The following is a 13,224-nucleotide window of genomic DNA, read 5'->3' as shown; positions in this document are numbered from 1 at the left end:
CCCCGGAAGGGGAGTGAAAGAGATCCTGAAACCGTGTGCCTACAAATAGTCAGAGCCCGTTAATGGGTGATGGCGTGCCTTTTGTAGAATGAACCGGCGAGTTACGATCCCGTGCGAGGTTAAGCTGAAGAGGCGGAGCCGCAGCGAAAGCGAGTCTGAATAGGGCGTTTAGTACGTGGTCGTAGACCCGAAACCAGGTGATCTACCCATGTCCAGGGTGAAGTTCAGGTAACACTGAATGGAGGCCCGAACCCACGCACGTTGAAAAGTGCGGGGATGAGGTGTGGGTAGCGGAGAAATTCCAATCGAACCTGGAGATAGCTGGTTCTCCCCGAAATAGCTTTAGGGCTAGCCTTAAGTGTAAGAGTCTTGGAGGTAGAGCACTGATTGAACTAGGGGTCCTCATCGGATTACCGAATTCAGTCAAACTCCGAATGCCAATGACTTATCCTTAGGAGTCAGACTGCGAGTGATAAGATCCGTAGTCAAGAGGGAAACAGCCCAGATCGCCAGCTAAGGTCCCAAAGTGTGTATTAAGTGGAAAAGGATGTGGAGTTGCTTAGACAACTAGGATGTTGGCTCAGAAGCAGCCACCATTTAAAGAGTGCGTAATAGCTCACTAGTCGAGTGACTCTGCGCCGAAAATGTACCGGGGCTAAATACACCACCGAAGCTGCGAATTGATACCAATGGTATCAGTGGTAGGGGAGCGTTCTAAGTGCAGTGAAGTCAGACCGGAAGGACTGGTGGAGCGCTTAGAAGTGAGAATGCCGGTATGAGTAGCGAAAGACGGGTGAGAATCCCGTCCACCGAATGCCTAAGGTTTCCTGAGGAAGGCTCGTCCGCTCAGGGTTAGTCAGGACCTAAGCCGAGGCCGACAGGCGTAGGCGATGGACAACAGGTTGATATTCCTGTACCACCTCTTTATCGTTTGAGCAATGGAGGGACGCAGAAGGATAGAAGAAGCGTGCGATTGGTTGTGCACGTCCAAGCAGTTAGGCTGATAAGTAGGCAAATCCGCTTATCGTGAAGGCTGAGCTGTGATGGGGAAGCTCCTTATGGAGCGAAGTCTTTGATTCCCCGCTGCCAAGAAAAGCTTCTAGCGAGATAAAAGGTGCCTGTACCGCAAACCGACACAGGTAGGCGAGGAGAGAATCCTAAGGTGTGCGAGAGAACTCTGGTTAAGGAACTCGGCAAAATGACCCCGTAACTTCGGGAGAAGGGGTGCTTTCTTAACGGAAAGCCGCAGTGAATAGGCCCAAGCGACTGTTTAGCAAAAACACAGGTCTCTGCGAAGCCGTAAGGCGAAGTATAGGGGCTGACACCTGCCCGGTGCTGGAAGGTTAAGGAGAGGGGTTAGCGTAAGCGAAGCTCTGAACTGAAGCCCCAGTAAACGGCGGCCGTAACTATAACGGTCCTAAGGTAGCGAAATTCCTTGTCGGGTAAGTTCCGACCCGCACGAAAGGTGTAACGATTTGGGCACTGTCTCAACCAGAGACTCGGTGAAATTATAGTACCTGTGAAGATGCAGGTTACCCGCGACAGGACGGAAAGACCCCGTGGAGCTTTACTGTAGCCTGATATTGAATTTTGGTACAGTTTGTACAGGATAGGCGGGAGCCATTGAAACCGGAGCGCTAGCTTCGGTGGAGGCGCTGGTGGGATACCGCCCTGACTGTATTGAAATTCTAACCTACGGGTCTTATCGACCCGGGAGACAGTGTCAGGTGGGCAGTTTGACTGGGGCGGTCGCCTCCTAAAGTGTAACGGAGGCGCCCAAAGGTTCCCTCAGAATGGTTGGAAATCATTCGTAGAGTGCAAAGGCATAAGGGAGCTTGACTGCGAGACCTACAAGTCGAGCAGGGACGAAAGTCGGGCTTAGTGATCCGGTGGTTCCGCATGGAAGGGCCATCGCTCAACGGATAAAAGCTACCCCGGGGATAACAGGCTTATCTCCCCCAAGAGTCCACATCGACGGGGAGGTTTGGCACCTCGATGTCGGCTCATCGCATCCTGGGGCTGTAGTCGGTCCCAAGGGTTGGGCTGTTCGCCCATTAAAGCGGTACGCGAGCTGGGTTCAGAACGTCGTGAGACAGTTCGGTCCCTATCCGTCGTGGGCGCAGGAAATTTGAGAGGAGCTGTCCTTAGTACGAGAGGACCGGGATGGACGCACCGCTGGTGTACCAGTTGTTCTGCCAAGGGCATAGCTGGGTAGCTATGTGCGGAAGGGATAAGTGCTGAAAGCATCTAAGCATGAAGCCCCCCTCAAGATGAGATTTCCCATAGCGTAAGCTAGTAAGATCCCTGAAAGATGATCAGGTTGATAGGTTCGAGGTGGAAGCATGGTGACATGTGGAGCTGACGAATACTAATAGATCGAGGACTTAACCATATAATATGAAGCAAATGTTATCTAGTTTTGAAGGAATATACCTTCATAGTTTGGTGATGATGGCAGAGAGGTCACACCCGTTCCCATACCGAACACGGAAGTTAAGCTCTCTAGCGCCGATGGTAGTTGGGACCTTGTCCCTGTGAGAGTAGGACGTCGCCAAGCAAGATAAAAACACAAGTCTTTTGACTTGTGTTTTTTTGTTTTTAAACAGTACATGAAAGAAGTAAAGGGAATACATAAGTAATACAAACACGTTGCCCAAGAATAAATCATATTATATAAAAAATTGATGTATATTTTCCGGAAATTTGTTAAGGAATAGAGGTATATAATATGTTTATTTAAAAAGGGAGGAAAGATTATGAAATTACCAAGTGAAATTTGCATCGTTTGTGAGACAAAAAGAGGGGAAGGAATATATGTATATAATAATTTAATATGTTACGAGTGCGAAAGAAATCTGGTGAATACTGAGACAACTGACCCGAAGTATATACATTATTTAAAACAACTGCGAAAATTAGAAGTATCATATTTTTAAATAGGCATTATGCCTATTATTTTTTTTGCCCTAATATCTGTATAATAGATACAGAATGAATAATAAGGAAGAGATATATATGAATCAAAATCGTATGCCTTTATATGAGGCGCTAATGGAATTTAAAGAAAGGCGACTACTATCTTTTCATGTTCCGGGTCATAAGAATGGTTTAAACTTCCCTCAGAAAGCTTCAGGGGGGTTTAAGGACATATTATCAATTGATGTAACAGAGTTAACAGGATTAGATGATTTACATAGCCCGTTTGAATGTATAGATGAAGCACAGCAATTATTAGCTGAAGTATATGGCGTGCACAAAAGTTATTTTTTAATTAATGGTTCAACAGTTGGAAATTTAGCAATGATTTTGTCTTGCTGCGGCGAACATGATATTGTCCTCGTACAAAGAAATTGTCATAAATCGATCATTAATGGTTTGAAATTAGCAGGGGCTAATCCGGTCTTTTTAAATCCATGGATTGATGAAGTACATAACGTACCAGTAGGTGTTCATGATGAAATTATTAAGGAGGCAATTACAAAGTATCCAAATGCAAAAGCACTTATTTTAACACATCCTAATTACTATGGTATGGGAATTGATTTAGAGGCAAGTATCGCTTACGCACATGCACATAAAATTCCTGTTCTAGTAGATGAAGCCCATGGGGCGCATTTTTGTATAGGGGACCCCTTCCCGAAGTCAGCATTAGTTTATGGTGCGGATATTGTGGTTCATTCCGCACATAAAACATTACCTGCGATGACAATGGGATCTTATTTACATATAAATAGCCGTTTGGTGAGCGAAGAAAAAGTTTCCTCCTATTTAAGTATGCTACAATCTAGTAGCCCATCGTATCCAATTATGGCTTCTCTTGATATAGCACGTTTTGCAATAGCTGTTATAAAGGAAGAAGGTCATGATGAAATCGTTGAGTTTTTACGCCGATTTAAAGAAGGATTGCGATCTATCCCACAAATAGCTATTTTACAATATCCATCGCAAGATGAATTAAAAGTTACGGTGCAAACTCGCTGTCAGTTATCGGGGTATGAATTACAGTCTGTATTTGAAAAAGTCGGTATATATACGGAAATGGCAGATCCATATAACGTCCTATTTATATTACCGTTACAAGTAAATGAGGGGTATATGAAAGCTATAGAGATCATTCGATTAGCTATGCAGCAATATAAGGTAAAAGACAAGACAGCATCAATTCGTTATACTTATAAAGGGGAGATTTCCCCTTTACCGTATACGTATAAACAATTAGAGAGATATGAAACGAAGTTAGTATCTATAGAAGAAGCCGTTGGTATGATAGCTGCAGAAATGGTGATTCCGTATCCACCTGGAATTCCATTGATCATGTATGGAGAGAGAATTACTCAAGAACATACAAAGCAAATTACTCATTTAGAGAAAACAGGGGCTCGTTTTCAAGGTAGTACGAAATATATGAACGTGTATGATATAGAAAGTAGGTTTTAGGATGAAGGGATTATTTGTAACAATTGAAGGGCCAGAAGGTTCGGGTAAAACAACATTAATTAAAAGTTTATTACCATATTTTGAGCAAAAGGAACAAAAGGTAATGGCGACCAGAGAACCAGGTGGTATTGCAATTTCTGAAGATATTAGAACAATTTTACATAAAAAAGAGTATACGATGATGGAAGCACGTACAGAGGCGCTCTTATATGCTGCTGCACGTAGACAACATTTAGTGGAAAAAGTTATGCCAGCACTTGAGGAAAACTATCTTGTACTATGTGATCGTTTTATAGATAGCTCTTTAGCATATCAAGGATATGCAAGAGGCTTAGGTATGGATAAAGTATTTGAAATTAATCGTTTCGCAACGGAAGATTGTATGCCTAGTTTAACAATCTATTTAGATATTGAGCCAGAGGTAGGTTTAGCACGAATTGGAAAAGATGCAGGACGTGAAGTAAATCGACTAGATATGGAAGATATCTCTTTCCATAAACGTGTGCGTGAAGGGTATTTACAAGTTGTAGAGCGTTTCTCTAATCGCATTGTATTAGTAAATGCTGATCAACCAATGAAAAAACTTATAGAAGAAGTTGTTCAGATTATAGAAGATAAATTGTTATAATAGAAGGAAAGAATGAAATAAGTGAGGTATGCAGTATGATAAATACGTGGGAGCAGCTTTCTGCTATACAGCCCATCGGTGTCAAAATGTTGATGAATAGCATTGCAAAAGAGCGTATATCCCACGCTTACTTGTTAGAGGGAGGGAAAGGGACTGGGAAGTTCGCCACAGCAATTCAAATGGCAAAAAGTTTTCTCTGTTCACAAAGAAATGGTGTAGAGCCTTGTCATGTATGTACGAATTGTCGCCGAATTGATTCAGGTAACTACCCAAACTTACATATTGTAAAACCAGATGGATTATCTATTAAAAAACAGCAAATTCATGATTTACAAGAAGAGTTTTCAAAAACAGGATTAGAAGCAAATAAAAAAGTATATATTATTGAGCATGCAGATCGTATGACAGCAAATGCAGCGAATACGCTCTTAAAGTTTTTAGAAGAACCAAGTAGTGATACAACAGCTATTTTACTTACTGAACAAAGTCATCAGATTTTAAATACAATCTTATCTCGTTGTCAAGTTGTTACGTTTAGGCCGTTGCCTACAGAATCTTTAATTAAGAGGTTAGAGGAAGAAGGTATTACAGTTTCTTTATCTACACTTGCTGCGCAGCTTACAAATAGTTTTGAAGAAGCTTTATTAATGTGTAATGATGAATGGTTTGCACAAGCGAGAGCTTTAGTGATAAAATTATGTGAAGCGCTCGAAAAAGATAAGGTCTCTATTTTTTTTGTACAAGAAAAATGGGGGAAGCACTTTGGAGAGAAAGAACAATTACAGCAAGGCTTAGATATGTTACTCCTTATTTATAAGGATTTATTATATGTTCAACTTGGAGAAGAAGATCGTCTTGTTTTTCATGAGCAGAAAGAGATGTTTGAATTCTTTTCTTATGCTCAGAAGCGCATTGTATCAGCTCTCTTTAATATATTAGAGGCAAAAAATAGAATCAACGCTAATGTAAATGCGCAGCTTGTGTTCGAACAGTTAGTGTTGCGGTTGCAGGAGGGATGACCGTTTTGTATGATGTAGTAGGTGTTCGCTTTAAGAAGGCCGGAAAGGTATATTACTTTGATCCAAATCAGTTCGATATCTCAGAAAATGAGTTTGTAATTGTAGAAACGGTAAGAGGTATTGAGTATGGAAAAGTAGTTATTACCAAAAAGCAAGTTGATGAAAATGACGTTGTATTACCGCTAAAAAAAGTTATTCGTATTGCAAATGAAAATGATCGTACCATTGTTGAAGAGAATAGGCATGCTGCGAAAGAAGCATATCAAGTTTGTCAACAAAAGGTAGGAGAACATAATCTTGATATGAAGCTTGTAGATGTAGAGTATACGTTCGATCGTAATAAGATTATTTTTTACTTTACTGCGGATGGTCGGATTGATTTCCGGGAACTAGTGAAAGACTTAGCGGCAATTTTTAGGACAAGAATTGAGCTGAGACAGATCGGCGTTCGTGACGAAGCAAAAATGCTTGGTGGTATTGGTCCATGTGGTCGTATGCTTTGTTGTTCTACTTTTTTAGGAGATTTTGAACCTGTATCCATTAAAATGGCAAAAGATCAAAATTTATCATTAAATCCTGCAAAAATCTCTGGTTTATGTGGTCGCTTAATGTGTTGCTTAAAATATGAGAATGATGAATATGAGGCAGCAAAGGAACAACTTCCTGATTTAGATCAACGTATACAAACACCGCACGGTACTGGCCGTGTTATCGGATTAAATATTTTAGAAAGATTAATTCAAGTGGAACTAGTAGACAAGGAACGGATAGTAGAATATACGTTAGATGAATTAATGAATAAAGGGGTCGTTTCGAGTCAAACCACAGATTAATGAGGTGGGTGCTTGTGGAGAAAAAGGATATTTTTGCATCGGTTTCTAGTATGGAAGAGCAAATTGGACATTTATACAAACAGTTGGGAGAATTAAAACAACATCTTGCAGAATTATTGGAAGAAAACCAACATATAAAAATGGAAAATGAAAATTTGCGACATCGTTTTGAAGAAGTGCAGAACAAGGAAAAACAAAAAACTCAAAAACGCAAAGAAATGAAGGCGAAGACAGATATTGGTGAAGGCTACGATAATCTAGCGAGACTATATCAAGAAGGTTTTCATATTTGCAATCTACATTATGGAAGTGTACGTAAAGAGGGAGATTGTTTATTCTGTCTGTCATTTTTAAATAAAAAGTGAGATTACCTTTCCAATATAATTGGAAAGGTAATTTTTTATACATGAGAGTAGAATGAAATTTATTTTTACATTAATAGAAGATGAAATAGGGTAGGTTAAGTGTAAGAAAGGGAGCAATATATGAATTTATATGAAGATGAGCGTTTAGATTACTTATTAGCGCAAGATATGAAGATTGTACAAAGTCCATCAGTATTTAATTTTTCTTTGGATGCTGTTTTACTTGCAGATTTTGCTTGGGTGCCAATTCAAAAAGGTAATTTACTTGATTTGTGTACAGGTAACGCAGTTATCCCTCTTTTATTAAGTACAAGGACAAAAGGGAAAATTACAGGTGTAGAAATTCAAGAGCGCTTATATGATATGGGAATAAGAAGTGTTCAATACAATAATTTAGTAGAAAGAATTCATTTAATCCATGGAGATTTGAAAGATATGCCGGAGAAACTTGGACGTCATCAATATGATATTGTAACATGTAATCCTCCTTATTTTCAAACACCACAAACTTCTGAGAAGAATATGAATGAACATTTAGCGATAGCTCGTCATGAAATTATGTGCACACTAGAAGATGTTGTATACGCAAGTAGTCAGCTAGTGAAACAGGGTGGGAAAGTAGCATTTGTACATCGTCCAGGTCGTTTGCTCGACATCGTCACATTAATGCGTAAATACAAAATTGAACCGAAACGTGTGCGATTTGTTTATCCTAAGGCTGGTAAAGAAGCGAATACATTGTTAATTGAAGGAATTAAGGATGGGAATGCAGATTTAAAAATCTTACCACCTCTTTTTGTATATGAAGAAAACAATGAATATACAAAGGAGCTTCGTTCAATTTTATATGGAGAAGAATAAGCATTGTTTTTATGTGGTGGAGTGTTCTGATGGAAGTTATTATGCTGGATACACGAATCATATAGAAAAACGGATTCAGACCCATAATAGTGGAAAAGGTGCTAGATATACACGCGCTAGACTTCCAGTTGTTTTAAAATATGTAGAGGATCACGAGGATAAACGAACGGCTATGCAAGCTGAGTATCACTTTAAGCAGTTAACGAGGAAAAAAAAAGAAGAATATATGCAAAAAGGAGAACGCTATGTGGCAGCAAAAAAGCTTTCAGCAAAATGAAAAGGGAGTTTTATATTTAGTACCGACTCCAATCGGAAATTTAGAGGATATGACATTTCGTGCAATCCGAATTTTAAAAGAGGCAGACATTATTGCAGCGGAAGATACAAGGCAAACGAAGAAACTTTGTAATTACTTTGAAATTGAAACACCAGTTATGAGTTATCATGAGCATAATAAAGGAGTAAGTGGACGGAAAATTTTAGATAAGTTAGAAGAAGGTAAGACTGTAGCCATTGTGAGCGATGCTGGTATGCCATGTATTTCAGATCCTGGTTATGATATCGTTGTAGAGGCTGTAGCAGAACAATATCATGTTATCCCGCTTCCTGGGGCAAATGCAGCCCTTACAGCATTGATTGCATCAGGACTTGAGACAAAACATTTTTATTTCTATGGTTTCCTGCAAAGAAATAAAAAGGGACGTAAGCTTGAATTAGAAAAACTACGCTATATTCCAACTACAATGATGTTTTATGAGGCGCCACATCGTTTAGATGATACTTTAATCTCTATGCAAGAAGTATTAGGAAATAGGGAAATCGTATTATGTCGTGAGCTAACGAAAAAATTTGAAGAGTTTATTCGTGGAACAATTGAAGAAGCGATTGAGTGGACGAAGCAAAATGAAGTTCGTGGTGAGTTTTGTATTTTAGTAGCAGGTTCAACAGAAGAACCTACTCCAGAAGAACAATGGTGGGAAGCTATTTCAGTATATAATCATATTGAACATTATATAAATGAAAAAGGTATGAATTCAAAAGAAGCGATAAAAATAGTCGCTAAAGACCGAGATTTGTCGAAACGCGACGTATATCAAATCTATCATGTGGATAAAAAATAAGCTTCTCATAATTGAGAAGCTTATTTTGCTGTTTCGATATAATCTTGAAGTTCGTTTAAGACTTGTTCAGCGCCTTCTTTACTTAAGATAATTTTACCTTCAGCTAAAGATAGGTTACCATCAGATACTTCACCAGTTACTTGGCAAGTCATGTTTGGTTTATATTTCTTTAAGATGATTTTTTCATCATCAACGTAGATTTCAAGAGCATCCTTTTCTGCAATACCTAAAGTACGGCGTAATTCGATTGGAATTACAACACGACCTAATTCATCAACTTTACGAACGATACCAGTAGATTTCATAATTCTTTTCCTCCTAAATAAATAGTTTATAAGTTTCGAGTCTATTTTTTTGATTCGTCATTTTTCGACAAAATACCCTATGGACATATGATACCAATCATTTACATTTCCGTCAATTATTAAATTCTATATTTTTAAAAAAGATTTATAGATTTTTATACTTCTTATATATGATAGAATGTAAGTCATTTCTACAATTGTTTTGTATTATTTTTTGTAATGTTTATACTTTTCGGGAAATATATTGTATATTTTTTTTGAATATGAGTAATAGATGATAAAGATATCGAGCATTAACTCGTTTTTATCCCGCATTAACGAGCAGTAAGACTCCCACTTCAAAATTTAGCCGGAGCAAAGAAGTTAAGTGGGAGATCAACTGCTCGTAAAAGCCCGATTGGTTCAACTAATAATCCATGGGGGATGAACCCTCTCCACGGATTAAAGTTTCACTTTATATATGAGTTTTTGATATACTGTTTATAAATACATATGAGGTTATTCGGGAGGTCCAAAACGATGAAAGAGGAAAATAAGTCCTTTTATATTACTACCCCAATTTATTATCCAAGTGGAAAGTTACACATTGGGCATGCTTATACGACAGTAGCAGGAGATGCGATGGCACGATATAAGCGTATGCAAGGATACAATGTTCATTATTTAACAGGAACTGATGAGCATGGACAGAAGATCCAAAAGAAAGCAGAAGAACTAAATGTTACACCACAGGCATATGTGGATAACATTGTATCAGGGATTAAAGAACTTTGGGAGAAGATGGATATCTCTTATGATGATTTTATTCGTACAACTGAAGATCGTCATAAAGATGTTGTTGAGAAAATCTTCAAGCAGCTAGTAGATCAAGGTGATATTTATCTTGATGAATATGAAGGTTGGTATTCTGTACAAGATGAAACATTCTATACAGCGCATCAATTAGTAGATCCAATTATGGAAGGTGACAAAGTAGTTGGTGGAAAAAGCCCAGATAGTGGTCACGCTGTAGAACTTGTTCGCGAAGAGTCTTATTTCTTTAGAATGGGTAAATATGTAGACCGACTATTAAAGTTCTATGAAGATAACCCCCATTTCATTCAGCCGGAGTCCCGTAAAAATGAAATGATTAATAACTTCATTAAACCAGGATTAGAAGATTTAGCTGTTTCTCGTACTTCATTTGACTGGGGAGTTCGTGTTCCAGGTAACCCAAAACACGTTATTTACGTATGGGTAGATGCGTTGTCTAATTACATTACTGCATTAGGATATGGAACAGAAAATGAAGAGAAGTATAAAAAATTCTGGCCAGCAGATGTCCATTTAGTTGGGAAAGAAATCGTTCGTTTCCACACAATTTATTGGCCAATTATTTTAATGGCTTTAGATTTACCACTTCCGAAGAAAGTCTTTGCTCATGGCTGGATTTTAATGAAGGATGGAAAAATGAGTAAGTCAAAAGGAAACGTAGTAGATCCAGTTACACTAATTGATCGTTACGGATTAGATGCATTGCGTTACTACTTACTTCGCGAAGTTCCATTTGGATCTGATGGAGTATTCACACCAGAAGGATTTGTTGAACGAATCAACTTTGATTTAGCGAATGATTTAGGTAACTTATTAAATCGTACAGTAGCTATGATTGATAAATACTTTAACGGGGAAATTCCTGCATTTAAAGCAAATGTAACTGAGTTCGATGAAACGTTAGTGACATTTGCCAAAGATACATTGAAAAAAGTAGAAGAGGCAATGGAGAATATGGAATTCTCTGTAGCGCTAAGTTCCATTTGGCAATTAGTTAGCCGTACGAACAAATATATTGATGAAACGCAGCCGTGGGTATTAGCGAAGGATGAGAATGATCGCGAAAAACTTGCGTCTGTAATGGCCCACTTAGCTGAGGTACTTCGTCAAACAGGTATTATGCTTATGCCATTCCTAACAGTAGCACCAAGTAAGATGTTTGCTCAACTTGGACTTACTGAAGAGGCGCATAAATCTTGGGAAAGCCTATCTACAATTGGATGTATTCCAGCTGGAACAAAAGTAGAAAAAGGAAACCCAATCTTCCCTCGTTTGGAAATGGAAGTAGAAGTGGGGTATATTAAAGAACAAATGCAAGGTTCTGCTCCTAAAGTAGAAGAGAAAAAAGCAGAAGAACCAAAGGCAGAAGAAATTACAATTGATGATTTCTTTAAAGTAGAATTACGAGTAGCTGAAGTAATATCCGCTGAACCTGTGAAAAAAGCAGATAAGTTGTTAAAAATTCAGCTTGATTTAGGTACAGAGAAGCGCCAAGTGGTTTCTGGGATTGCTAAATTCTATTCCCCAGAAGAACTAAAAGGTAAAAAGGTTATTTGTGTAACGAATTTAAAACCTGTAAAATTACGTGGTGAATTATCACAAGGTATGATTTTAGCAGGTGAAGAGAATGGCGTATTGTCATTAGCATCAATTGACCAGAATTTACCAAATGGTACAAAAATCAAGTAATTAAGACAAGAAAAGAGATGTTTCACGTGTAACATTGGTGAAGCGTCTTTTTTCTTTTTACATTCCGTTTTTTGCATTAAAATTGAAGTATTGTTATCGTTAAGTTAGAAAGAGTGTAGTTTTTCTATGAGAGAATTGATTTCAATATAAAAGGAGTTATTTATTATGTTGTTTGATACACATTCACATTTAAATGCAGAGCAATTTGAAGAAGATTTACAAGAAGTTATCGCGAGAATGAAAGAAGCGGGAGTTACATATACAGTTGTTGTTGGATTTGATGAAGTAACGATAAAGAAAGCAATTGAATTAGCAGAGGCTTATGATTTTATTTACGCTGCAGTTGGATGGCATCCTGTTGATGCAATCGATATGAAAGAAGAACATTTAGCTTGGTTAGAAGAATTAGCGGCTCATCCTAAAGTAGTTGCAATTGGGGAAATGGGATTAGATTATCACTGGGATAAGTCTCCAAAAGAAATACAGAAGGAAGTATTCCGTAAACAAATTGCATTAGCGAAAAAGGTGAAATTACCGATTATTATACATAACCGCGATGCAACTCAAGATATTGTTGATATCCTAGAGGAAGAGAATGCAGCTGAAGTAGGGGGCATTATGCATTGCTTTAGCGGTAGTGTAGAAGTAGCGCAGCGATGTGTCGATATGAACTTTTTAATTTCATTAGGTGGGCCAGTAACATTTAAAAATGCCAAGAAACCGAAAGAAGTTGCTATGGAGATTCCGTTAGAAAAATTATTGATAGAGACAGATTGCCCGTATTTAACACCACACCCATTTCGAGGGAAACGAAATGAACCTAGTTATGTAAAACTGGTAGCAGAAGAAATTGCGAATTTAAAAGGAATTTCTTATGACGAAGTAGCGCAAGTAACAACAAAGAATGCCAAATCCTTATTTGGTGTTGAATAAAAAAGAATGGGGAGTCCCATTCTTTTTTTGTTTTTTGAGAAGAGAGATAGTAGAAGTGATAAGAACCCACTATTTACTCATAACATAAGTGTAGAAATATTACGGATAAATTAAGATGGAGATAGAAGTGTTACAATAAGGATAGTGAACAAAGATTTTTCTCTTCTACTTTTTAAAATGTACGATTGGGAAAATAATAATGGAAAAGTCGTCATTTTTT

Annotated in this window: 12 protein-coding genes and 2 rRNA genes (1 of these 14 running past the window's edge); 13 read left to right on the top strand and 1 reads right to left on the bottom strand. The window is 38.1% G+C overall.

From position 1 onward, the window contains the following. The 11 genes from BG05_RS04255 to rsmI form a co-directional block, all read left to right on the top strand. Nucleotides 1-2,392 (top strand): 23S ribosomal RNA (locus tag BG05_RS04255); it begins 530 nt to the left of the window's first position. Nucleotides 2,393-2,441: 49 nt separating this feature from the next. Then, nucleotides 2,442-2,557 (top strand): 5S ribosomal RNA (rrf, locus tag BG05_RS04250). A 199-nt stretch (nt 2,558-2,756) separates the two neighbouring features. Continuing rightward, nucleotides 2,757-2,936, top strand: a complete 180-nt coding sequence (locus BG05_RS04245; protein WP_002130199.1) for a sigma factor G inhibitor Gin — start codon at nt 2,757-2,759, stop codon at nt 2,934-2,936. Between the two features lie 79 nt (nt 2,937-3,015). Further along, entirely contained in the window at nt 3,016-4,437 is a 1,422-nt protein-coding gene (locus BG05_RS04240) for an aminotransferase class I/II-fold pyridoxal phosphate-dependent enzyme (protein ID WP_002130200.1), read from the top strand. Nucleotide 4,438: 1 nt separating this feature from the next. Next, nucleotides 4,439-5,065: a dTMP kinase gene (tmk, locus tag BG05_RS04235; protein ID WP_002130202.1), complete on the top strand. Its 627-nt coding sequence runs from the start codon at nt 4,439-4,441 to the stop codon at nt 5,063-5,065. Between the two features lie 35 nt (nt 5,066-5,100). Next, nucleotides 5,101-6,084, top strand: a complete 984-nt coding sequence (gene holB / locus BG05_RS04230; protein WP_003186798.1) for a DNA polymerase III subunit delta' — start codon at nt 5,101-5,103, stop codon at nt 6,082-6,084. 5 nt (nt 6,085-6,089) lie between these two features. Then, on the top strand, nt 6,090-6,917 hold the full coding sequence (locus BG05_RS04225; RefSeq protein WP_002009637.1) for a PSP1 domain-containing protein: 828 nt from the start codon (nt 6,090-6,092) through the stop codon (nt 6,915-6,917). A gap of 14 nt (nt 6,918-6,931) precedes the next feature. Further along, nucleotides 6,932-7,282, top strand: a complete 351-nt coding sequence (gene yabA, locus BG05_RS04220) for a DNA replication initiation control protein YabA (RefSeq protein ID WP_002009639.1) — start codon at nt 6,932-6,934, stop codon at nt 7,280-7,282. A 120-nt stretch (nt 7,283-7,402) separates the two neighbouring features. Beyond that, complete coding sequence (locus BG05_RS04215; protein ID WP_003186802.1) at nt 7,403-8,143, top strand: tRNA1(Val) (adenine(37)-N6)-methyltransferase; 741 nt, start codon at nt 7,403-7,405, stop codon at nt 8,141-8,143. Next, entirely contained in the window at nt 8,130-8,420 is a 291-nt protein-coding gene (locus BG05_RS04210; RefSeq protein ID WP_002130207.1) for a GIY-YIG nuclease family protein, read from the top strand. Before BG05_RS04215 ends, BG05_RS04210 begins: the two co-directional genes overlap by 14 nt. Continuing rightward, nucleotides 8,389-9,264, top strand: a complete 876-nt coding sequence (gene rsmI / locus BG05_RS04205) for a 16S rRNA (cytidine(1402)-2'-O)-methyltransferase (protein WP_002130208.1) — start codon at nt 8,389-8,391, stop codon at nt 9,262-9,264. Before BG05_RS04210 ends, rsmI begins: the two co-directional genes overlap by 32 nt. 20 nt (nt 9,265-9,284) lie before the next feature. Here the strand turns inward: rsmI and BG05_RS04200 are convergent, their stop codons facing one another. Further along, nucleotides 9,285-9,569 carry a transition state genes transcriptional regulator AbrB gene (locus tag BG05_RS04200; RefSeq protein ID WP_000843037.1) on the bottom strand — a complete coding sequence of 95 codons (285 nt, stop codon included), beginning with the start codon at nt 9,567-9,569 and terminating at the stop codon, nt 9,285-9,287. A gap of 519 nt (nt 9,570-10,088) precedes the next feature. On the opposite strand from BG05_RS04200, the gene metG reads away from it, so the two are divergent. Then, nucleotides 10,089-12,071 carry a methionine--tRNA ligase gene (metG, locus tag BG05_RS04195; RefSeq protein WP_002029324.1) on the top strand — a complete coding sequence of 661 codons (1,983 nt, stop codon included), beginning with the start codon at nt 10,089-10,091 and terminating at the stop codon, nt 12,069-12,071. A gap of 165 nt (nt 12,072-12,236) precedes the next feature. Continuing rightward, nucleotides 12,237-13,004, top strand: coding sequence for a TatD family hydrolase (locus tag BG05_RS04190; protein ID WP_002009645.1), 768 nt, complete (start codon nt 12,237-12,239; stop codon nt 13,002-13,004). Nucleotides 13,005-13,224: the final 220 nt, after the last annotated feature.

The sequence above is a fragment of the Bacillus mycoides genome, assembly GCF_000832605.1.
GTDB classification, from domain to species: domain Bacteria; phylum Bacillota; class Bacilli; order Bacillales; family Bacillaceae_G; genus Bacillus_A; species Bacillus_A mycoides.
Note: the sequence above shows the minus strand (reverse complement) of the source record. Positions and strands in the feature narration are given on the sequence as shown.